The sequence below is a fragment of the Pseudomonas sp. 210_17 TE3656 genome (assembly GCF_054821965.1).
In genome coordinates, this window is record NZ_JBTRBC010000001.1 from 2,830,976 (window position 1) to 2,853,457 (window position 22,482).

A 22,482-nucleotide genomic window follows, 5' to 3' on the forward strand; every position below is an offset into this window, starting at 1 on the left:
CTTCAGTCTCCTTGCGCCACAGCGTCTGCTGCGGCGCTGACGTCCAGAAGTACGCCCTTGCGTGAGATCACCCGGACGTGTTGCCCCACTTGCAGCGGCGTCTGGCTGTAGGCCTGCCACTGTTCACCCTGCACCTGCACCGAGCCGATGTACGGATCGCTGTCATTGACCGCCATCACCGTGGCCAGGCTGCCGACCAGCCCGGCATCGCCACTGACCAGCGCGCGTTTGCGTGCTTTCATGGCCATGCCCAGCACGCCACCGAGCAGCAGTGCCGAGAACAGCGCGAGGAACAGGATCAGCGGCAGCGGAATGCCGAAGCCGGGCACATCGGTGTCCATCAGGATCACCGCGCCCACCACAAAGGCGACGATGCCGCCAAAACCGACCACACCAAAGCTGGGCATGAACGCCTCGGCAATCATGAAGGCCACGCCGAGCAGAATCAGCGCCGCCCCGGCGTAACTCACCGGTAGCAGCTGTAGGGCATACAGGGCCAGCAACAGACAGATACCGCCGATCACGCCGCCGACCCCGGAGCCTGGGCTCATGAACTCGAACATCAGGCCGTAGACGCCAATCATGATCAGGATCAGCGCGACGCTGGGGTTGGTGATCACCGCCAGCAAGCGCGTGCGCCAGTCTGGCTGGCGCTCGATCAGCGGCGCGGCGGCAGTCTGCAATTGCACGGTTTTCCCGGCGACTTCGAGGGACTTACCGTCGAGCTGGCGTAACAAGTCGGGCAGATCGTTGGCAATCTGGTCGATCACCTTCAGACGCAGGGCTTCGCTGGCAGGCAGGCTGACCGCTTCACGCACGGCCTGCTCGGCCCAGTCGGCATTGCGCCCGCGCATCTGCGCCAGGCTACGGATATAGGCGGCGGCGTCGTTGACCTGTTTACGGGTCAAGGTGTCCTGTTCGCTCGGTGCCGGTTGCTTGTCGCCCGTTGGCGCTGCCGGTGGTGCTCCAGGGTCTTTCGGCGTGCCGGGCAGGCCGCCGATCTGCACCGGGGTAGCGGCGCCGAGGTTGGTGCCCGGGGCCATGGCTGCGACGTGGCTGGCGTAAAGGATATAGGTGCCAGCGCTGGCCGCCCGGGCACCACTGGGGGCGACGAAACTGGCCACTGGCACGGGGCTGGCCAGGATCGCCTTGATGATCTCGCGCATCGAGCTGTCCAGCCCGCCCGGGGTGTCGAGGCGGATCACCACCAGCTGCGCCTGGTCGGTTTCGGCCTGGTGCAGACCACGAATCAGATAATCGGCACTGGCCGGTCCGATGGCGTCGTTAATACTGAGCACCAACACCGAATCGCCGGGCGCTGCCTGACCGCCGGGCAGCGCGCCGAGCAAGAGCAGCAAGAGCAGGTGCCGACACCAGCGAGCGATCACCTGAGTTCACCCGGTTTGTGCGTGTCCAATAAGTTTAGTCCGCTGCCCACGGCAGCACGGCCTAAACTTCAGAAGTGGGGGAGCTGTATCCGGAGGTGCATCATGCGTATGGCAAAAACCCTGCAGCAGTGCCTGGACAAGGCCGGCTGCGACTATGACATCGTTCCTCACGCGCACTCATCCACCAGCCTTGAGTCGGCGCGCATGGCCGGGGTACCCGCTGAAAGAGTGGCCAAGTCGGTCATGCTCGACGACCGCCATGGCAACTACCTGATGGCTGTACTACCCGCCAACCGTCACCTGGACATGAGCAAGGTACAGGCCACCGGCCAGTGGCACATGACGATTGAAAGCAACCTGCCTCATCTGTTCGGTGATTGCGAGCGTGGCGCCATCCCGGCGCTGGGTGATGCGTATTCGATCAAGATGCTGGTGGACCCGACGCTGACTCGCCAGGGGGATATCTATGTCGAGGCCGGCGATCACGACCACCTGATCCACATGAACATGACGCAGTACCTGAAACTGGTGCCGAACGCCGAAGTGCGTGAGGTTTGCTGATGATCAACCCACTGCCAGGCTGGCGTCGTGGACGACCGGTCTGGCCCTAAGGAGTGACCCATGGAAGCACCCAATCACAAGTTTTCGGAATTGTTCAAACAGCTGGGACTGCCCGACGATCCCGTCGGCATAGACCAGTTCATCACCAGCCATTCGCCGCTCAAGAACGAGATAAAACTGGTCGATGCACCCTTCTGGACGGAGGCACAAAGGACGTTTCTCAAGGACAGTATCGAGGAAGATGCCGACTGGGCGGTGATGTTCGACCAGCTCAATGAGGCCTTGCGAAATAAACGCTGAGCGGCACTGATACCGGCGTTTGGCGTTGCTATGCTCAGGAAAAAACAACAGGGGGATAGCGCAATGAAAGATCCCTATGCCGTCGGTTTCTGGTGTGCCGTGACCGCCTTGGGCCTGCTGACCGCCGGTTATTTCTATGGTGTCAAAGAAAGCTATCAACTGAACCAGGCCCTGGTGTTTCTCTACGCCGCCGGTGGCGTGATCGGGGCATTGGCGCTGACAGCCCTGGCCTGGATTGCCTGGCAGCAGTTGCGGGTCAGCAAGCGTCAGCTGGCCCAGGGGCGCACGCTGGTGGCGATCTGGAACACCAAGGTTGCCTTGCGTCGGGTCGAAACCGTGTTCGACCGCTACTTCTGGGGCAGCTACTGGCAACCGGGGCGAACCTTCCAGGAAGTCATGGGCGAGCTTGAAGGCACGCCACTGGAGCAAAGCCTCGAAGCCCTGAAACGCCAGTGCCGCGAGCTCGACAAGGAAACCCACGACCTGCGCCGCCACTGGCTGGACAACGCCCGTGAACTCTCCACTGTCGCCACCGCCATGGCCCGCGAGCGCTATCAACTGGACCTGTGCGATTCGCAGCAAAGCAGCGGGCGCGGAGGCGCGGTGCTCAACCGCGACCTGGAAGTGCTGGTGTACACCTGGTCGGCGCGCCTGCGCAGCTTCGATCACCAGCTTGATGAGCTGGAGACCGAATATCGCTGAGGGGTGTCGCGGCGAGTCAATCGCCGCGAATGTACTGTTCCAGCTGCGCAATCATGTTGGCCTGCTCGGCGATGGCCTCCTTGACCAGGTCACCGATCGACAGCAAGCCCAGCAACTCACCGTTCTCCACCACCGGCAGGTGCCGCAGGTGGCTGTTGGTCATCATGTTCATGCAGTAATCGATGTTCTGCTGCGGGTCCACCGTGATCACCGGCGCGCTCATGATTGCGCTGACCGGGGTGCCTACTGACGAGCGGCCCTTGAGCACCATCTTGCGCGCGTAGTCGCGCTCACTGACGATCCCCACCACCTGGCCGCCCTCGACCACCGGCAAGGCGCCGACGTTCTTCTCGGCCATCAACTTCAGTGCATCGAGCACCATCTGATCCGGCGCGATGGTGTGCACCTGGTGATGCTTCTCGGCTTTGGTTTTCAGGAGCTGTGCCACGGTTTTCATAGAGGCCTCTGCGATGCTGGAAGTGGATGACGGCAGATACCTACAGAATCGTGTACAGATGGCCGCAGAGCAAGGGAGAAAGCGGCATCGATGCGATTGAAAAACGTCATTGGCAGGCCCGCAAACGAAAAAGCGGCCAAGGATGGCCGCTTTGTTAAAACCTGATCAATGCGTGATCAAGCGATACCCTTCGGGTTCGGGCCGAAGCGGTTAGGGCCTGGCGTGCTGTCCTGGCACAGGAACACGATGTTGGCGAATGGCAGCAGCAACCACCAGCCGCTGCGGTCGGTATCGTGCATACGACGAACTGCGGCAGCGATGGCTGGGACCAATATTGCGAGGAAGTACAGCGTTGAGATCGAATCATTGATGCCTGTCAGGCCTTCAACGAAGCCAATGCCAAAGGAAATCAGGAAGTTGATCAGGCAGAACATCCAGTATTCTTTGCGGCGCGCACGGCCGGCGAATACGGCGTACTTTTTCAGTACGGCGATATACCAGTTACCCGTGGCATCTGGTGCAGTTGTCGAAACTGCAGCAGCTGCCGCAATGCCTTGAGGCGCCCCACACTGCGGGCAGGTCACGGCGCTCTGATGGATTTTCTTGGCGCAGCCCCGGCAAAAAACCATATTCACTTGTTATCCCTCACATTAACTAACTGAAATACCTATAAGCATAAAGAGCGAAATGCCCGATATGACAACGCCGGCAATGCCCATGCTGCTTCCAGGCTTTCGCTGCAAGATGCTGATGCTGCCCAGGACCAGGCTGGCTATTGCAAACAGGCTTATTCCGAGCAAATTGTAACTGTCCCATTGGGTGTCACCAAACAGGGAAAGTATGCAGAAAATCCCGAACATCAGGGAAACGATGCCCATCCAGGGGGAGGACGGATTGGCAGGCCGAAGGTAGCTCGGAGGATGCTGGCGTGCACCGCATTGGGGGCAGGAAGGTGCCGTTTCATGTATCTGCTTGGCGCAACCGCGGCATAACACCATTGCCATGACAAACCCTTTTTTGATCGTTCCTGGTATGCGTGTGCAGCAGAAATTAGCTGGTTAGTTTACCCATTATTCCATTGGTGGCGAAACAGTGGCGACACGTTGAGGCTGCCGGTCGCCACCAGCCGGCAACTTCGCGATGCTCAATTACAACCTGCTGCGCTTGAAACCTCCAGGCTAGCCTCTTGCAATGCTGAAGCTACCGCTGCGCCATCGTTGGCGGTGTAGACCCGGCCTCCGGTATTTTCTGCTGCACAGTTGGAACCGGTGCTGGCGCTGATGTTGACGATGTTGATACGCAGCCGCGGTTGTTGCTCGGCAATCCGCCGCGAGACTGCACACACGCTTTGCCCGCAACTGTCGCTGCCGTCGACGAACATGATGATCACGCCGTCGCGATCCCGGCCGTTCATTTGACTGGCCGCAGCTTCCAGGCTGATGCCCAGCGCTGTCCCGCCCTGCGGCTGCAACTGGTTGATTCGGGTGATCAGGTCGCTGCGCCGCGTTGGGTCGAATACGCCATGATCCCGGGGCGCGCGGCAACCATCGAAGGTGACCAGGCGCATATCGATGCCCTTGTCCAGGTTCTGGATCACCGTGCTCAGTGAGCTCTTGGCGACATCCATACGTGATATTCGCTGCTTGCTGTCGTAGGGCAATAACTCTTCCAGCAACGGCACCTTGCGCAACAAACTGATGTACCACTGTTCGTCTTCGCGCTTGATGCGGATCCGCTCATCCATGGAGCCGGAGGTGTCGAGCACCACGGCAAACTCGGAGGGCTGGAAGGCGCCACCTGGTGCACAGACAGTTGGCGACGTTGTCGTTTGCCAGTATTGGCGCACCGAAGGCCAGTACAGGTAGAGCCAATACAACGCAGCGAGCAGTAGCAGACCCAACAGCCAGGGCCAGAGGACCAGGGGCCGACGGCGCGGCGCCGGTTGCGGTGGACGTGGTGGGGGTGGCGCGGGAGCAGGCTGGGGTGCGGCAGCGGGGGAGGCTGGTGCTACTGGCGGCGCCAGCACCGGTTGGGGCTGGCCCCAGCGTACTACCAAGGGTTCGCCGTTGATGCTGTACAGGTTGTTCAGGTCCGCAGCGTTGATCAATTTGCTCAACGCTTGGGCCGCCCCCGCCTGACCTCGGCGGTCAAGCTCCTGGGCCAGTTGTTGCACCGCGGCCTGACGCTCGTCATAACGCTTGAGCAACTGCGCCTGTTGCTCGTGATCAAGGCTGGCATAGAGGTGCGGCTGACCTTCAAGCGCCGACCACCACTCCAGCACACCGTCACGGCCCTGACGCGGGATAGCGTACAGGTGGGCGATGCTGGGCGGAAAGTGCTGACGAATCAGCCCTACAGTCTGCTCCAGCACCGAGGCTGCTTCCGGATTGGCCTGGGTATCGCGCAATACTCGTTGCATACGTTCGGCTCTCTAGTCGCAGTTGGCTTTGCTGGAAACGTCCTGGCTGGCCGCTTCAAGCGCCACCGCCAGCTGCGCGGCATCGTTCGCCGAGTAGACCTGACCACCGGTGCTGGTGGCGATGCAGTCGGCCAGGCTGTTGTTGCTGATGTTGATCAGGTTGACCTTCAGTCGTGGCTGATCGCGGGCGATGCGTTGTGCCACCTCGCACACGTTCTGGCCGCAGCCGTCGGCACCGTCGACGAACATCACTATCACGCCATCACGGTCACGCCCGTTCATGTTGCGTGCGGCGGCCTCCAGGCTGGCGCTGAGCGCGGTGCCATCGTCGGCGACCAGGCCCTGAATACCCTGAATCAATGCCGGGCGTTGGGCCAGGTTGAACACGCCGTGGTCCACTGGGGTGCGGCAACCGTCGAAGGTCACCATGCGCATGTCGATGGCCGGGTGCAGTTCATTGACCATTTGCGTCAGCGATTGCTTGGCCACGTCCATGCGTAGCGGGCCACGGGTGATTCGAGCCCAGCGCTCCAGGTCAGGGGCAGGGTTGTCCTGGTTCTCGAAGAACCATTTTTCATCCTCCAGCGTGGCATCGACGCTGAGTCGCATAGAGCCTGAGGTATCGAGCACCACGGACAGTTCAGGTGGTTGCACCTTGGGGTCCTTGAGGCACGCGAACGGCTTTGCGGGCTCGCTCTCAAACCAACGTTGCAGATACGGCCAGCCGAACCACAACGCCGCCAGCAGTGCCAGCAGTGCCAGCAATGGCAGCAGGAACCAGGGCAGCCAGATCCACCAGCGGCGCTTCCTGGCCACAGGGGGGGCGACAGGCGGCGGTGGCGGCGGTGCTGGCGGTGCTGGCACCGGCGCAGGCTCATCCCAACGCACCAGCAACGGGTAGCCATTAACGCTGTAGAGGTTATCCAGATCTGCCGGGCCGATCAGGCGACGCAAAGCCGCGGCCTCGCCGGTCTGTCCGCGCTGTTCCAGCGCTGTGGCCAACTGACGGATAGCGTCCTGGCGTTGCTCGTAGAGGCTCGACAAACTTGCTTGCTGCTCGGCATTGAGCTCGTGATACCGACGTGGCTGTCCCTCCAGTTCAGACCACCACTCCCGAGCGCCGTCCTTGCCTGTGCGAGGGATGGCGTAGAGTTGGGCAACGCTGGGCGGAAAGTGCTTGGTGATGATCGCGACTGTCTGTACGAGATCGGCCAGGCCCGAATGGTCCGGCCCGGTATCACGGGTAACCCGCTGCATGATGGAATCCTGAAAAAGATCGGCAGCCGAAGCTGCCGAGGGGCTTACTCGTAACCCAGGCTCAATTGCAGGCGGCTGACCTGCTGCTGGAGGGTTTTGAGTTCTTGCTTGCGGGCTTCAACCTGGGCTGCGTTGGCATTTTTCGCCGGCGCGTTCTGGCCTGCCTTGAGCTGTTTTTCCAGCCCGGCGATCTGCTGCTGCACATCGCTTTTGTTGCCGTGCCGAGCCTTGAGGGTGCTCAACAAACCATTGAGCGACTTCTCCAGGCTGGCCTGCTGGCGTTGCTGGGTGGCCAGGTCCTGACGGGTCGAGGCCTGCAGCGCGCTGAGCTGGTCATAGACCTGGTTGAACTGGCGATTCTGCTCGCGAGCCGCAACCAGTTCCTGTTCACTGTTGCGCACTTGCTCGGCATAGCCGCCGCCGTAATCGCAGTTGAGCTTGCTGATCAGGCTGGCATCGCTATTGGAAGGGCTGCATTGCGACGCGGTGGTCGCGCAGCCGGCCAGGGTGGTCAGCACCAGTGCACAAAGACCGATTCGTACGAACATGACGTGTCCTCAGCCCAGGGTGATAGCCGAACGCTGGCTGTAGAGGCCGTCGACCTCTTGCTGCAGCGATGCGACCTTGTTGTTCATCTTGGCGATTTCAGCCTCGACCTTCTGCACTTCGGCCTGGTTGGAGCCGCTTTCACGCTCGAGTTTGGCAACGTTCTGGAACTCGGTGATACGCGTCTGCATGTTCTTCACATCTTTGCGCATCAAGGTGAGGTTCTTGTCGATGCTGGCGATGTTCTCCTGGGCCTTGGCCTTGTCGACGGTCTTGGCCTTGATATCGCGCTCGATAGCAGCGATCTGCTGTTTGTCATCGTTGATCACGCGTTGCAGGGTGCTGGTGCGTTCGGCCACTTTGGCCGTTTCTTTCTGCACATCCGCGCTCATCACGTTGAGGCGCTGGGTAGTGTCGGCGTATTTGGCACGACGGTCATCCAGGTAGTAGTTGGCACCCATGGCCACGCCACAGGCGGCCAGACCTGCGGCGACTGCGCAGACTGCCTTGTTGCTGGAATTGGACAGGGTGCAGGCCAGCACGCCACCGGCGGCAGCAACGGCGCAGGCCTGATAGCCCGAAGTGCTGAAGAATTTGGCGTCGTTACCCGTTGTCAGACGCGGGTCGGCGGTGCCGGGGGTGTTGTCACCCAGCAACGAGCTTCCTGTGCTGGCACAACCGCTCAGCACCAGGCTGAACGCCATCATCAGGCCCATCCACATCCGAGTCATACCTGGCTTGTTCGTGTTCACGTTTGCTTTCCTTGGTCGCGGTTAATTATGAGTAACGGCCTTGCAGCTCTTGAGCCAGGCGTTGATGTCGATTTTCTGGGTCTTGAGGAACGCCGCCTGGTTGCTCCAGTGGGTACGCAGGTAAGGCGTCAGTTCCGAAAGATTCTTGTTGGCCGTCAGCACGCCTTCGAGCACTGGAATCTGGGCTTCGAGCAGCGATTGGCCATAGAGCGAGCCCGAGTCGACCAGCGAGCTGGCGTAGTAACGGCTGAGCTTGTGCAGGCGATCGTTTTGTTCGTCCAGCTTGGTTTTGCGCATGCCGCAGGTAGGGTCTTCCTCGCCGGCCTTGCAGTTGGCGGCGTAGTTTTTCTGCAAAAAGTCCAGGTACTGGCCGTCATCAAGCATCTTGGTGCAGAGGAAGGCACCGAGGTTGAGACTGGCGCGGATTGCCTGGTCGCGGGCTTCCTGCTGTTGCTGGTTGCTCGCGCGCAGCTGGTTTTCCACGGTCTTGAGCTGGTCCTTGAGGCCTTGGTCTTCGACACTGGAAGCCAGGTCTTCAAGGGCTTTGACGGTGCCTTTGTCTTTCGGGTCGGCCGACGGCTGGTCGCTGCCCAGCTTGCTCCAGCTTTTCTCGATGCTGCTGACACGCTCGCGTGAGGTCAGGGTCGGAGAGACCAGTGCCAGGCGCAGGCCATTGGTTTTCTTGGTCACCGGGCCCTGGGCGTTGTAATAGGACTCTTCCTGACGCAACGCGGTGCGCAACTGGCCCTCGGCCGTCAGGTAGTTGCCGCCACGCACGACATAGCCACCGGCCTGACCGTGCTGGCGGTCGAGTTTGTTCAGGCGGAAGGGTTCGAACATCATCTCGCTGGCGTTGCCGAGCATGTCGTGCAGGCCCAGCGGGTTTGGCTTGAGCAGGCCGCTGAGCTGCAACTTGCCGTTGGCCGATTGCGCGCCGGCGTACCATTCGTAGCTATTCAAACCTTCGGGCATCGGGTAACGACCGTCACGGAATTCGGCGGTGCTTACCTGCAGGCCGCCACGGGCGGCAAACTCCCACTCGGTTTCGGTGGGCAGGCGCAGGAAGCCCTGGGCGCCGTCTTCGCTCGGCAGCTTGGCGGCGGCGTTGGCACGCAGCCAGCGGTTGTACTTGTCGGCGGCCTGCAGCGCATCCAGCCAGCTGATCGATACCACCGGCAGGCGCAGCTTGTTGGACGGCGTCGGGCAGTTGTCATCGGTCAGGGCCTGGTACTGAAGCTGGGTCATCTCGTACTTGGCCATCAGGTAGTAACGAGACTTGTCGCCCTTGGCGCTGGTAAAACTGCCGGAAATGAAAGCTGGCCGGGTCTGTTCCACATAGCCCCACTCGGCGCTGTCCTGACCGATGTTGATCGGGTAGTCATCCAGGGGGCCGGCCAGCGGGATCAGTACTTTGCGAAACACCATCGAGCCGTCGCAGGGCATCGGCAGCACGACATCATCGGCGTCGGGCATCGGGTTGTAATGCTTTTCTTCCCAGGCCGCGGCTGAAGCGTTAAGCAGGTAGCCGAAACTCAGAGGTACAAACAGAAGACGGCAGCAGGCTTTAAAGCTCACGCAAACTCTCCGCAGGTTGAATCCTTATCGCCCGCAGGGCACCGATCAAGGCGACCAGGGCAGCGACCAGGAAGGCTAGGAACAAGGCCACCAGGCCATGCCAGACAGTGATGTGACAGATGAACGTGCCGGTGGCCTGACTGCTGCCCAGCAGGTGATCGAACAGCAGGCTGCCGACGAAGTAGCTGCCCAGCCCGCCGAGGTAACCGACGATGCTCAACAGCAACGCTTGCAGCACTACATAGCCGGCCACTGCCGCGCTGCCGAAACCGAGCAGACGCAGCACGGCAAGATTGCGCCGTTTACGATCGATGTTGGCCAGGAAGGCGCCCACCAGCGAGGCGATGCAGCCGATCAGTGCGGCGCCGGCAATCACCCCGAAGATCAGCCCCAGCACATGGTTGATCGCCTTGACGCTGTCGATTTCGGCCAAGCGGCTGCTGGTCTCGATGCGTTGTGCGTTGAGCCAGCGTTCCAGCGGCTCGACGCTATCGATATCGCGGGCATAGAGCCGGGCGCGGGCATAGCCGACCTTCACCCCGTCCAGGCCTTTGCCGGTGACGCCACCGAGGCTCGCGACCTGATAGCCATCGCGGTAATACTCGAGCTCCAGCAGCAGTTCCGGGCTGACAAACGCAGCGGGGCGGGCGAAGCGCGCGGGCTCCAGTACTGCCTGCACCTGCAGGGTACGTTCACCGCGCTCATTGACGCCGTCCATGCGCCGGGCGACGCGCAGGCGCACGCTATCACCGGCCTTGGCGCTCAGGCGCTCGGCAGCGCGGGCACTGAGAATCACCTGATCGCCCTGGAGTGCGCTCAGAGGGGACTTGAGCAAGGGATCGTCGGCCTGGGTGGGAATGACTTCGACGTTATCGGCGAACCGTCCGCGCTCACCCAGCAGGTCAGCCTGGGTATTGAGCGAGCGGGTCTGGCCGATGGCGAAAGCTACCTGTGGCTGTTGGCGCAGCTGTTCAATCCATTCGCGGTCATAGTGGCCACTGCTGAGCATCTTGATCTCAAGATTGCGGGGGTCGCTGAGCAGTTCTTCCTGCAATTGACTGACCACGCCATGTTTGAGGCCGAACAACAGCAGCAGCGGGGCGATCACCGCCACCAGCGAGGCGGCCATGCACAGGGTTACCTTGCGGTCGTGCCAGAGGTCGGCCAGCGACAGTTGCATCAGCAAGCCGAGACGCTTATGCCAGGGGTTCAAAGCGCGTCTCTCCTTCGCCATTGACCGCACCCAGGCGCGGCAGGCCGAAACTCTCGATCAGCGCCCAGTCGTGCGACACCACCAGGGCGCTGAGGCCCAGTTCGCTGACCAGGTTGAGCAACAGCTCGAACAGGCGCCGGGCATTGTTCGGGTCGAGGGCAGCGGTGGGTTCGTCGGCCAGCAACAGGCGCGGCTCGTGGGCGATTGCCCGGACGCAGGCGACGCGCTGACGCTCGCCAATGGACAGGGCCTGGGGCAACTTGTCGAGCAGGGGGCCAAGGCGCAAGGCATCGATCGCCTGGTCTACGGCGTGACTGCGAGCAGAGAGCCCAAGCATCCGCCGCGGCAAGTGGATGTTGTCGCGCACATTGAGAAACGGCAGCAGGCCGCCGTTCTGCAGGACGAAACCCAACTGCCGCGAGCGCACTGCCGCCAGGTCCGGTTGACGGTCCTCGGCCAGCAACTGCGCTACGTCCAGAGCTTCTGGTCCAAGGTGATAGCGGCCCAGCGACTGTGGCGCCAACAGCAGGCCGATGGCTTCCAGCAGCGTGCTTTTGCCGCAACCGCTTTCACCGGTGATCGCGCAGATCTCTCCCTGACGCAGCTGCAGTGTGTCGAGCCGCACCCGGTGAGCTTGCGGGCCTTGTCCGCGCACCACCAGCAGTCCTTTGATATCCAGCATCGGGATCAGGGCATCATTTCAAGCGGAACGGGGTAGACGTTGTCGCGACTGTCGCTACCCGGCGCCAGCGCTACCCAGCGGTCCACATCAGCGTTGTAGCGCTGGTAGTGGCGCAGCTTGGTGCTCAGGTTGCGGATGAATTTTTCCTGAGCCAGGCCATCCAGGCCTTTCCAGGTTTCTTCATCCAGATTGAGCACTTCACTCTGGTAAGGCAGGTCTTCCAGGTACTCACCGAGCACGCCAAGGTCGGCGACACGGGTGGTCGAGCCCTGCTTGAGCTGGTTCGGGTCGGCACCCATGGTGGCGGCAACCGAACGCAGGCGGGTGAACATCTCGCTTGGCGAAATCATGCCTTCGTTGGCGGCATCGACAATCTGCTTGAGCACGTCGCTGAGGTCGCTGAGCTGGGCCTTGGTCAGCAGCACCCGCACATCGGTGGTCGGCAGGTTCTGCTTGATCAGGTCACGGTCGCTGATCCAGGCCTGGAACACAGGTGGCGCCTGGGTACCGGTGGTCTTGCCGAGGTAAGCCAGTTGCATGGCATGGCCAATCAACGCGGCGTCTTCGAGCATCTTCTGCTCGGCCGGGTCGGCCTTGGCATTGGTCGCGCTACCGATGGCGTCTTCACCCAGGTACGCCGATTTCACCTGCTGGGTGATGGCGGCAGCCAGGCCATCGACCTTGCGGCCGAAGGCTTCTACGTCGCCGGCATTGACCGGGTAGTAGAGCGAAGTGTTGGTGCCCGGGTAGTTCGACAGGGTCCGGTACTGGGCTTCGGCGCTGCTGTGGTTTTTCATGCCGCTCGGGGTTTTCAGGTGCAGGGTGTAGAGCGCGACGCCAGGGTTGCTGGCCTCGATCTTGACCTGCTCTGCACCAAGTCCTGTGCCCGACAGCTTGTCGGTGCCGTCGATGGCGCCGGCGTCGGTGATCAGCACCACATAGCGGGCGCCGAACTGGCTCCAGTCGACCTTGTCTACCGCGTGCATGACGCCAGCATAGGCATCTTCATCGAAGGTGCTGCTGGAGACCTTGGCCTGCTTGAGGTCAGCGACCTTGGCCATGAAGTCGGCGCCGTCCTTGACGGTGTTGGGGTCGGCGTACATCTTGCTGACGTACTCAAGCCCGGGTACGGCCTTGGTGCTGGAGCGGAAGGCGACCAGGCCGAACTTGACCTGCTTGCCCAGGTTCTCCTTCTCGATCTGTGCGTACACCCGCTTGATCGCCTCGCGGGTACGATCGATGTACGGGTCCATGGAGATGGTCGAGTCGATTACGAATACTACCGCGGCACTGAAGGCTTTCATCTGTGTCTTGGTTGCGGCAGTAGCGTTGGCAGCCGGAGCGCTGGCGCTGGCGGCGTCGGCCTTGCTCACCGAGGCGACGTTGAGAATGCGGGTACGGAAACCCTCTTCAGTCATCACCTCTTCGCCGCTCAGTACCGGCAGAAGGTAGAAGTTTTTCTGCAGATCGACGAAATACTCCGGCTCCTGGGCCAGTACGCCGGGTGCATCGCTGCCTTGCTTGAGCTTGGCCCGCAGCGGAGCGACCTGGCTGACCGGGTCCGGCGCGTCGAGGATGCCCTCCAGCTGGCTGCGGTCCTTGAAGAACATCAGCCGGTCGCGGTTGGCCGGGTTGGTGAAGGCCAGGGTCAGCTGCATTTTCCATTCGACGGTGCAATCGGCCGGCAACCAGCCGATGCTCTTGCCTTGGGTGTCGGGGCCGACGCGCAGCCATTCCTGGCTACCGGCGCTGCTGCGCTCATACACGTAAAAGCGGCTGAAGGCAGGTTGGGCGGTACCGGCAGCATCGCCTGCAGCGTTACCCAATTTGCAGGTCGGGGTGGTCAGTACGCGCTGGAACAGGGTCTTTTTGCCGGCTTGCAGTAGCGGCTGGTCGGCCGCTTGCAGGGTCGGGCTCAGGCTGATCGCCAACAAGGCAGCGGCCAGGCCGCGCAGCTGCAGACTCATGGCTTGAGCTCCTCGAAACGCTGTTTGGCGTCGGCGTTGTTGGCGTCGAAGCCAAGAATGGTCTCGTACCAGTACGCGGCGGTAGCGGTGTCAGGGGCTTTGAAGCACTCGCTTGGCTGGTGGTACTTGGGGTCGTACTCGTGGGCGTAGGCGGTAGCGATCTGGATGTCGCCGCTTTGCGCACGGTTGGCGTACAAACGCTGAGCGACCGCGCACTGGTTATTGGCCTTGGCCAGGTTGATCACTTCCAGCAGGGCAGCACTGCCCGGTGCCTTCTGGATGCAGCCCTGGACGAACGCCAGTTCAGGCTGGCTCTGCATGCTTTCCAGCGTGCAGGGTTGGGCTTCGGCTGTAGGCGGCGTGGTTGTTGTGCTTGTCGTTGTAGGGGGCTGCTCTGCAACTGCAGGCTTGGGCTGTTGCATAAACCACCAGGCACCGGCAGCAATCGCTAGCAGCACGAGCAACAGCAGCAACGGCAGCAGCCAGCGATTCTTCTTCGCAGGCGCTGCAGGTGGCGGTGTTACAGCTGGCTCGGGAATCGGCTCAGGAGCGGGTTCAGCAATCACCGGTGCTTCAACCACCGGTGCTGGTGCCTCAGCGACCACCACGGGCTCAGGAATCTGCGGTGGCGGCGGAACAGCTGCGGGCGCTGGCACGGGCTCAGGCTTTTTCGCACCGGTGGAGGCGATCGAAGCAAGCAGGTGCTTGTCCAGACGCACCATGGTCGCTTCGCTCTGGCCCAGGGCCGGGTTGTTCAGCGTGATGCGGAAGTTGGCGGTGCCGCTGGCGGCCAGCAGCGGGTCGATCAGCTCCGGGCCGACCACCACCTGCAACGCGTCTGCCCCCTCTGCCGGCGCCAGGCCGATCAGCTGGAAACCGTGGGCAACGTTGGTCCACTGCTTGCCCGGGTGCAGAAAGTCGCGGGTCTGGCTGCTTTGCACCGAATATTCCAGCCCCTCGCTGGCACCCGTCCAGCCACTGATCCGCAACCACCCCTGGCCAGGGGTGTTTTCGATCAACGGCAGCACATCAACTCTGATACCCATGCAATCAACTCGCTTCGAATGTGTTCAGCAGGACCGCCAACTGGCGACGCTGCTCGGTAGTAATTTCGGGGTCTGCGCCGCTTTTGGCGTTTTCCTGGGTGAGCCAGGCCAGGCCCGATAACCAATCCACCTGGTAGCGCTGTTCCTGGTGCGAAGGCTGCTCTGGCAGCAGCGGCAGTTCGCCTGACGGCACCGAGCGATAGAAGCTGAACACCGGCGCCCGCTCGCCCAACAGGCTATTGGGGCGTTCGGCCTCAGGCTTGGCCAGCAGGCCGAACCAGGAGAGGAAGTCACGCATCAGCAACTGCACCGACAGCACCTGGCGTTGCACTGTCTGATCGCGATGCAGACCGCCCTGCACACGACGGGTTACCGCTTCGTCCAGTTCTGCCATGAAGGCCTTGTTGCGTACGGCGCTGATCAGCTCTTCGGTGAGTGCGTCGACCACGTCTTTGTTCAGGCGCAGGCTATTGAGCAGCAGGGTGCGTGTACCCAGGTCACGCATATGCTTGATCCAGGCTTTGAGCGCTGCGCGGGCAAAGCGCTGCTCCGGGGTCAAGCGCTGCGCCAGCGGCTTTTTCACGGCGGCGACAGGTTCGGCCTGGGGGCTGGCGAACAGGTTGCCGAAGTTGAGGGCCGGGGCTTGGTTGGCTGGCGCCCGGACATTCTGCTCAGGCTCGGCCTCTGCTTCGGCGTCCAGGCCATCGATGTGGTACACGCCGCTGAGGTACAGGTCGCGCAGTTGCTCCACCGGCAATTGCAGCTCATGGATCAGATTGGCGATGACATCCGGGTCGGCGCCCAGGTTATCGAGCAGGTATTGGGTTTTCTGGCGCTTTTTGTTCAGTAGCTGTTCGAAGTCTTCTTCGCGCCAGACATGCAGGCCGTGTTCCAGCAGGTCGGCACGGCACTGATGCAACTGCTCTTCGATCCGGGTCAGCTTGAAGTCGATGTTGGCCACGCCCTTGAAGCTGCCGCTGAAACGGGTGATACCGCCGTCGTTGAGCTCCAGCATGGCTTGCCAGGCGTCCTGAGGCTCCTTCACATGGCGCTGGACCGAAGGGCTGACGGCAAAGCATTGCTTGAGCTGGTTCAAGCGCTGTACATGACGTTCGGTGAATTCGTTTTCTTCGCCGCTGCCGCCATCACGTTCGATGAACGCGGTGTCCAGGCGTGGCTTGCGCACCAGGTACGTGTTGTTGAACGGCTCATTCGACCAGTTCTTCATCCACTCCATGGCACCGAAGCGCTCGATCATGGTCAGCTTCATCATGTTCTCGCAGCCTTCGGGCAGTTGCCCTTCGCTCAGGCCGAGGGTGTTGCTGATGAAACCATCAAGCATGGTCAGCGCCCAGATCAGGCCTGGAGTGCGCTGGCCGCGCTCCTGTGGGGTGGCGCCTTGGGTCTTGTGAATCCAGCGCGTGAGCACCGGCCCTACACTGACCACTTCACTCTGTTTGAACGAACTGGTGCACAGTACCAGCGCGTTCATCTGCTGCGAGTCGGTGTAGCGCTCGAACAGGTAAGCGACTTTGCCACGCAGGATCAGGGTCGAGACCGGGTTGATTTCTTCAACCGCGTTCGGATCCGCGGCATCCTCGATGCGCAGCAATTTCTGGCGGGTGCGGTAGCCGGGGAAGTCGAGCAGATCGACCTCTTCCACCACCGGATCCTTCGGCGTATTGCTCAAGCGGAACGTCATTTCAGCGGTCAGGGCTGCCAGTTGAGCGATGGTCAGGCCAGTGCTGGCCTGTGCTTTGCCATCGCGTACCGGCAATACATTGACCGCAAGATCACGACCGGTGCCCAGACGTCCAAGGATGTCGACGTTCATGATGCTGTTGGCTTGGGTGTAGGTGCCGTTTTCGTCTTTGACCAGAACGCTCAACGGGGCGAACACGGTGTCCGGGTAGCCCATTTTCTGCAGGCCGCCGACCAACTGCTCATAGACTTCGGTCAGGCCATCCTGCTCGCCCCAGAGGATCGAGAACAGCTTGGCGCGCTGGCGGTAGTTCAAGCGCGGGGCCAGTTTCATCACCCGCGGCCAGTACACCTCGGCCAGTTTGCGCACCGACTTCTCGTAGTTGCCTTTGAGGTAGTCCCACAGGGCGACCACATCATCGGCGCTGACGCCTGGCTGCAGGTTTTCTACTTCGCGCCCTTCGAATGCTGCGAGCACGGACTGGATGCGTTCGTCGGTGAACGAATAGTCGAGCTTTTCCTGGTCGAAGTCTTCAAACCAGGCGTTGGAAAGAATCTTCGCCACTTCGATTTCGCTGAACAGCTTCAGCTCCACCGGAAAGTTGGCGTCGGGGCTTGGCTGCGCCCAGCGGCTGAAACGGGTGACCAGGCCAGTGGCTTCTTTGCCCAGGCCCGTGGGGTTAACGTGTTCGATGAAGTCGAGGGTCTTGCCACCGAAATCGGTTTCCAGGCGGCCACTGGTATCGGCCGCGAGGGCGGAAATCAGGTACGACTTACCGGCCTGGGACAGGCCGAAGAAGCCAATCACCATCGGTGTGGCCGCAGCGCGCTGAAGGTCCCTGGCGCGGTTGCGTGCGCGGTGCAGGCGCAGGTTCAGACCATCGGCCTCGGCCTCGACACTGGCGGCGTTGCCACGTACCTGTTCGATCCACGTCAGCGCTTCGTCGGCACCTTTATGGACGGCGCTCCAAGCGCCCATCAGTTGTTGCTGCTTTGGCGTTAGATTGCTCATTTTCCTTTGACGTTCCCGCTGTCGAGCCAATAGTCACTGTCACTCAGGTTGCCGGTCGGCATGGTGTTGAGTGAGAGCTCAAGATCCCGTTCGAAGTCGAAGTCGGCATCCTGAATGTTCGATTTCAGATCAGAAATAATCAGCTTGTCGCTGATCAGGCCCTGCTCGAGCAGAAGGTCAGAGGGCTCATCGACGGCCAGGCGAATACGCAGCACCGGCGCTTCGCCGCCCTTGCCGATGGACTGGGAGAAGTTACGTTTACCCTGATCGGTGAAGCGCAGGGTGTAGAGCGGCGAGGCCGACCAGCGCTCAGCAGCCAGCTGGCGGTAGCCCAGGTGCATGTCACCACGCATTTCCAGCCACGGCGTGCCACGCTCTTCGCCCTCACCGACGATAGGCAGCTCGATGCGGCCTTTGTCGGAGGTCAGGTTGTGATACAGCACGTCGCCATGCTTGATGGTGCCGGCGTTATCGATCTGACCGAAGTGCTTGATGGTCGAGTACGGTTTGAGCATCGTGGTGCGGAAGTAGAAGTTCGGCACACTGTGCTTGGCGCACAACAGGCAGATCATTGCACCCACCGACGCCGTACTTTTCGGGTCATCGATCAGGCCATTCTTGTGGAACGGGTACCAGCCGCCGGTGCGGTAGTTTTGCAACGGCAGGATGCGTCCTGGCGGCAACGGCAGGCGTTGACGGATAAACGCCTGAATGCCTGGCAGGCGCGACGGCCGACCGGTCAGCAGTAAGGCATCACAGGCGTAGTGCGAGATGACTTCGCACAGTTCGCTGAGCACCTTGGTGATGTTGATCTGCCCGCCGATAAAGGCGAGGTGCACCTGTTCGAGGTCCAGGGCCAGGGGGGTGCTCAGCAGATCCAGTGTGCCGTCGCGACCCACGTCACGGCGAACCGCCGCATTAACGAACTCCAGCACGCTGTCGTTGACCGATGCATCACCGAGCAGCGTTCGCCAGCTCTGCTCGACCACCGGCAGCGGCGCTTCGGGGTCATATTGCTCATAGGCCTTGAGCACCGCCAGGCCGAGCGGTACGAACACCTGAAGGTTGAGCTGCTGACGCAGAACGCGTTCCTGGGCGCTGGCTTCACCGTTGCCGCACAGGCGTGACATCAAGGCATCCGGGGCATACACACCGGCATCCTGCAGGGCGCGCTTGAACGAAGGCAGGATAAATTCGCGGATCACATCCAGCAGAATGTCGTCGCCGGCAACTTTGAAACCATCGCGAAAGCGTTGCTCCGGCACGATATGCACGTTGGCGCCATTGCCGCCGTTGTTGCCGCGATCCAGGCGATAGTCGGTGATCACCAGGTCGGTGGTGCCGCCACCGATATCAATGGTGGCCAGGGTGATCTGTTCCGCTTCGGTCTTGTCCGGGCGCGCCAGGGTGGCAAAGAACTCTTCCGGATGGCCGGCGAAGTTCTCGCTGATCTCGTTGTACAGGTACACCAACTGGCCACAACTGGCTTCGTCCCAGTCCACGCGGATGCTCGGCAGCGGCGTGCGTGGTTTGACGCTCTTGTCTTTGAAGGGGTTGCTGTCGCCTTCATGCCAGCCGAGGCTTTTCCACACCAGGCCGACGGCTTCGAACATACGATTGCTAAGAATGCTGCGCTCTGCCTGAGGCATGCCTGGTGGCACAGTCAGGGTGATGCTGTTGAGCAGGCGTGGGGTTCGGGCGCGACCCTGGCGCGAACGTTGCGCCGGGCTGTTGATCTGCGACAGCGCCTGAGTGACGACCTCAGCCAGCATGAAGGTCATCAGGTTGCTGCGCGAATACAGTGAAGAGAACGCGGACATGTCGTTCTTTGGCGGCAGATACAACGCTTGCCCGAGGTCATTGATCAACGACGAGAAGGGCGCGGCAATCGCTTCCGGCTCATCGCTGACTTTCTTGTTGGAGGTGTTGAAGCGCCAGCCGTGGCCGTAGGCTTTTTCGTCCCACAAGTAGCGCTTCGGGCTGGACAGCCCGGTGGAACCTTCGGTGCCGCGACGGCGACTGGCCAGGCGACCGGCTTCACCACCAACGCGAGCCAGGGTGGGCCACTGGAATGCATCGTGACGGCCGCTCTGGCTCGACCACTGATCGTTGCCGAAAGCGGCCTTGCTGAACTCGACCCGGCTTTCAAACGCCTGGTTGTAGATCTGGTGTGGCTCGCTCAGATCGCGCAGCTCAAGCACATAGTTGTTGAGCATGCCCGCGCCAGCCTGGCCGTGGTCCTCAATCAAAATGCCGCAGGTACGCGAGTTACCGACATCCAGTACCAGGTCGACCTTGATCGGCAGTACGACGCCCTGTGCATCGTTGGCCACCACTTTGATTTCCGGGATTTCGACCTTGGGCTTTTCGCTGCTTTGCTCGGCCGGCACAGGGCGGCGTAGCAGGCTCAACAGGTTGAGGTAGTGAGCGATGTGACGATTGCCTTGCAGGTCCCGCTCCAGGCGCTCACGCGTCCATTCCGCGCGGGCCTCGCTGTACAGTTCGGTCAGCCACTCGCGGATCCAGCCATTGGTCAGGAACCAGCCGTACTCGCGAGCGCTGCAGGCCAGCTTGAACGCGACACCCGAACGCACATCTTCTTCGCTTGGTGCCAGGTAGGCGGCGCCGTCGACGGTTTTCATGATGCGGCAGTCGAAGGCGATGGTCAGACGATGGGTATTACCGTCGATATCGGCTTCAGGCAGCTTGATCAGGCGCATCCGCGACCAGTTGTTCGGGCCCTCGTCGTAGCGGTGGGGCGGCATGAAGCGCAGGAAGGGAATTGGCAGCCAGGCGCCATCGAACAGCTTCAGGCTTTCTTCCATGCCCAGGCGGAAGTGGTTGTCTTCCGTGGAGTCGAACTCGACCTGAACCATTTTGTCTGGCTCGGGTTCGTAGAAGTCCTTGTACTCCTTGGACCACAGCAAGCGGGTCGGGACCATACCGTTGTTGAGCTGAACGAACTTGCCGGCCTGTTCATCAGGGCCCAGGCGCAGGGCGAAGTCCATGAACTGGATACCGCTATCGCTGACCAGTGTGACCGTTTCTTCGAACTGAGTGATTTCAGGCAACATCTTCTGCGCTTCTCGTGTTATTGGCCGGCTTGTTTCATCAGCATCGGGAAATCGTCCGCACCATAGTTACCGGTGCAGTCGGCGATGCTTTTGGCGCCTGGTTTGCAATTCACTTGGGGGAGTTCGTAGCTGCTACCGTCGGCACAGGCCGCTTGACCATCGCTGGTAATCGACAGCGTGCCACCATTCATCGCAGCGGCCACCGGGCCCTTGCAGCTCACCCCGTCGGAGCGGCTGACCGTGGCCTGGCCTTTGCCGTTCTGGAAGTCGTACTTCAGGCTCAGCGGTTTGGCAGTGCCCACTTCCTGGATGCCGGCACCGTTGTAGTTGCCGTTGAGGAAGTCGGCTGCACCATTGCCGACATTGGGCGGAATGGTCAGTTGTGACGGCTGTGCTGGCGGCTCTTGCGGCAATTCAGGTGGTGCAGGGGGCTGCTGGTTACCCTGGCCTTCAGGCAGCGTTGGCACCTGATCGGCAGGCGGTTGCCCTTGAGCAGCCTCGCCGTTGTTCGCTTCAGGCGTCTGAGCTGCCTCGGTTTTCAGTGCTTCAGGTGTGCCAGGCTTGGCTGAGTCCGGCGGAGCGGGCACGCTGCCCCCGGTTGGCAGCGTCGCGTCAGTGCTGGTGTTTGTACTGACTGTCTGGCCCATTTCAGGCAGGCCGTTGCCCGTGGGCAGAGTGGTAGTTGGCAAGCTCGGGTCCAGGTGAACGTCCGGCTTGTTGAAATCGCCGAGCGGTAAACCACCCAGGCCCATGCCAGGCCAGCAACTGCGCAGCCCGAATAGCAGCAAGGCGAGTAACAGCAGCAAGGCCAGCAGCCACAACCAGCGCCGCCACCAGGGGCGTTTGGCGACTTCGGTGACAACCGGCGCCGGCTGTGGAGGCGGTGCTACTGGTGTTACTGGCGCTACGGGTGCCGGTGCAACGGGTTCGGCAACTTTCGGGATGCTGGGGTAGAGGCAATGCAGCGGCTGACGGCTACGCTCGGCACCGGCATGAATAAAGCCCCAGAAGGTCAGTACGGGTTTGCCGTCGACCAGGTACACATAGTTTTCATCGGGGAAGGGCACCACACAGGTCAGCAGCTTGCCGAACACCGTGCGATCACCTTGAGCGCCGGGCTTGCTGCCGGGTAGTGGCTGGCCATTGGCATCCAGCCCCAGCAGCTCGTTACTCAGGTCGTTGATTCTGCTCTGCAGCACTTCAAGCTGCGCGCGTGCGGGCGCACGCTCTTCTTCGGTAGCGCTGCTCCAGGGAATCACATCACCCAGACGGTCGCTGTACCAATCGATTTTGCTGCCGAGTTCATCGGTTTGCGGAATGGCAAGGTGCTCGACCAGCCCAGGGTGGTCGGGGTTCTTGCGCCGAATGGCTTCGCGAAGCTGTAGAGCAGCCCGGTAGACCGGTTGACCCGTCTCCCCCAGCGCAGTGAATTGTTCACTTTTGCCGCTGCGTAGCAGTACTCCGCGCATCCTTGTCCTACCTTTTAGCTCTTCCCATAAGCATCGAGCGCCTCTATAGAGAGACGCCCGAAATTTTGAGAAACACTAACGGCAAGCGCAGGGGCCGTCAATTCAAATGGATGGCAAATTGCTATAGGTAGGGCAACTGCCTGTGGGAGCGGGCTTGCCCCGCGAAGCGATGAGGCTGTCAGCCCGTAATCGCGGGGCAAGTCGAGTCGTCGCAGCGCCGCTCCCACAAGGCATAAAAAAAGGCCCAGGTTTGCACCTGGGCCTTTTCATCTATATGGCGCACTCGGCGGGATTCGAACCCACGACCCCTGCCTTCGGAGGGCAGTACTCTATCCAGCTGAGCTACGAGTGCAACGCGGGC

General features: G+C 61.4%; 18 protein-coding genes and 1 tRNA gene. 3 read left to right on the top strand and 16 right to left on the bottom strand.

Features of this window, described 5'->3' with window-relative positions; genetic code table 11:
- Nucleotides 1-2 precede the first annotated feature (2 nt).
- Complete coding sequence (locus tag ACVI9W_RS13230) at nucleotides 3-1,388, bottom strand: NfeD family protein (RefSeq protein ID WP_461530225.1); 1,386 nt, start codon at nucleotides 1,386-1,388, stop codon at nucleotides 3-5.
- A 102-nt stretch (nucleotides 1,389-1,490) separates the two neighbouring features.
- On the opposite strand from ACVI9W_RS13230, the gene ACVI9W_RS13235 reads away from it, so the two are divergent.
- The 3 genes from ACVI9W_RS13235 (at nucleotide 1,491) to ACVI9W_RS13245 (ending at nucleotide 2,951) form a co-directional block, all read left to right on the top strand.
- Nucleotides 1,491-1,949: an aminoacyl-tRNA deacylase gene (locus ACVI9W_RS13235; protein WP_038605387.1), complete on the top strand. Its 459-nt coding sequence runs from the start codon at nucleotides 1,491-1,493 to the stop codon at nucleotides 1,947-1,949.
- 60 nt (nucleotides 1,950-2,009) lie between these two features.
- Nucleotides 2,010-2,249, top strand: a complete 240-nt coding sequence (locus tag ACVI9W_RS13240; RefSeq protein WP_038605390.1) for a DUF2789 domain-containing protein — start codon at nucleotides 2,010-2,012, stop codon at nucleotides 2,247-2,249.
- Nucleotides 2,250-2,312: 63 nt separating this feature from the next.
- The gene (locus ACVI9W_RS13245; RefSeq protein ID WP_038605392.1) at nucleotides 2,313-2,951 is read left to right on the top strand and encodes a hypothetical protein; all 639 of its coding nucleotides are present in this window, start codon (nucleotides 2,313-2,315) and stop codon (nucleotides 2,949-2,951) included.
- Nucleotides 2,952-2,967: 16 nt separating this feature from the next.
- Here the strand turns inward: ACVI9W_RS13245 and ACVI9W_RS13250 are convergent, their stop codons facing one another.
- The 15 genes from ACVI9W_RS13250 to ACVI9W_RS13320 all read right to left on the bottom strand — a co-directional run bounded on the left by ACVI9W_RS13250 (nucleotide 2,968) and on the right by ACVI9W_RS13320 (nucleotide 22,473).
- Nucleotides 2,968-3,408 (bottom strand): CBS domain-containing protein, encoded by a 441-nt coding sequence (locus ACVI9W_RS13250; protein ID WP_038605394.1) that lies wholly within the window; start codon nucleotides 3,406-3,408, stop codon nucleotides 2,968-2,970.
- Between the two features lie 176 nt (nucleotides 3,409-3,584).
- Entirely contained in the window at nucleotides 3,585-4,043 is a 459-nt protein-coding gene (locus ACVI9W_RS13255; RefSeq protein ID WP_461530226.1) for a DUF805 domain-containing protein, read from the bottom strand.
- A 509-nt stretch (nucleotides 4,044-4,552) separates the two neighbouring features.
- On the bottom strand, nucleotides 4,553-5,827 hold the full coding sequence (locus ACVI9W_RS13260; protein WP_461530227.1) for a VWA domain-containing protein: 1,275 nt from the start codon (nucleotides 5,825-5,827) through the stop codon (nucleotides 4,553-4,555).
- Between the two features lie 12 nt (nucleotides 5,828-5,839).
- Nucleotides 5,840-7,084: a vWA domain-containing protein gene (locus ACVI9W_RS13265; RefSeq protein WP_461530228.1), complete on the bottom strand. Its 1,245-nt coding sequence runs from the start codon at nucleotides 7,082-7,084 to the stop codon at nucleotides 5,840-5,842.
- 44 nt (nucleotides 7,085-7,128) lie between these two features.
- A complete protein-coding gene (locus ACVI9W_RS13270; RefSeq protein WP_461530229.1) occupies nucleotides 7,129-7,632 on the bottom strand; it encodes a hypothetical protein in 504 nt (167 codons plus the stop codon).
- Between the two features lie 9 nt (nucleotides 7,633-7,641).
- Entirely contained in the window at nucleotides 7,642-8,361 is a 720-nt protein-coding gene (locus ACVI9W_RS13275) for a hypothetical protein (RefSeq protein ID WP_461531831.1), read from the bottom strand.
- Nucleotides 8,362-8,403: 42 nt separating this feature from the next.
- Nucleotides 8,404-9,855, bottom strand: coding sequence for a formylglycine-generating enzyme family protein (locus ACVI9W_RS13280; protein WP_461531832.1), 1,452 nt, complete (start codon nucleotides 9,853-9,855; stop codon nucleotides 8,404-8,406).
- Nucleotides 9,856-9,946: 91 nt separating this feature from the next.
- Complete coding sequence (locus ACVI9W_RS13285; RefSeq protein ID WP_461530230.1) at nucleotides 9,947-11,170, bottom strand: ABC transporter permease; 1,224 nt, start codon at nucleotides 11,168-11,170, stop codon at nucleotides 9,947-9,949.
- The gene (locus ACVI9W_RS13290) at nucleotides 11,154-11,852 is read right to left on the bottom strand and encodes an ABC transporter ATP-binding protein (RefSeq protein WP_461530231.1); all 699 of its coding nucleotides are present in this window, start codon (nucleotides 11,850-11,852) and stop codon (nucleotides 11,154-11,156) included. The genes ACVI9W_RS13285 and ACVI9W_RS13290 overlap by 17 nt, the downstream gene beginning before the upstream one ends.
- Nucleotides 11,853-11,857: 5 nt before the next feature.
- Entirely contained in the window at nucleotides 11,858-13,819 is a 1,962-nt protein-coding gene (locus ACVI9W_RS13295; protein WP_461530232.1) for a vWA domain-containing protein, read from the bottom strand.
- On the bottom strand, nucleotides 13,816-14,865 hold the full coding sequence (locus tag ACVI9W_RS13300; RefSeq protein ID WP_461530233.1) for a hypothetical protein: 1,050 nt from the start codon (nucleotides 14,863-14,865) through the stop codon (nucleotides 13,816-13,818). Before ACVI9W_RS13300 ends, ACVI9W_RS13295 begins: the two co-directional genes overlap by 4 nt.
- 4 nt (nucleotides 14,866-14,869) lie before the next feature.
- Nucleotides 14,870-17,578 carry a putative virulence factor gene (locus ACVI9W_RS13305; protein WP_461530234.1) on the bottom strand — a complete coding sequence of 903 codons (2,709 nt, stop codon included), beginning with the start codon at nucleotides 17,576-17,578 and terminating at the stop codon, nucleotides 14,870-14,872.
- Nucleotides 17,575-20,652 (bottom strand): virulence factor SrfB, encoded by a 3,078-nt coding sequence (locus ACVI9W_RS13310; RefSeq protein WP_461530235.1) that lies wholly within the window; start codon nucleotides 20,650-20,652, stop codon nucleotides 17,575-17,577. Before ACVI9W_RS13310 ends, ACVI9W_RS13305 begins: the two co-directional genes overlap by 4 nt.
- 17 nt (nucleotides 20,653-20,669) lie before the next feature.
- Nucleotides 20,670-22,121, bottom strand: coding sequence for an SrfA family protein (locus ACVI9W_RS13315; RefSeq protein ID WP_461530236.1), 1,452 nt, complete (start codon nucleotides 22,119-22,121; stop codon nucleotides 20,670-20,672).
- A 275-nt stretch (nucleotides 22,122-22,396) separates the two neighbouring features.
- Nucleotides 22,397-22,473, bottom strand: a tRNA-Arg gene (locus ACVI9W_RS13320).
- Nucleotides 22,474-22,482 lie beyond the last annotated feature (9 nt).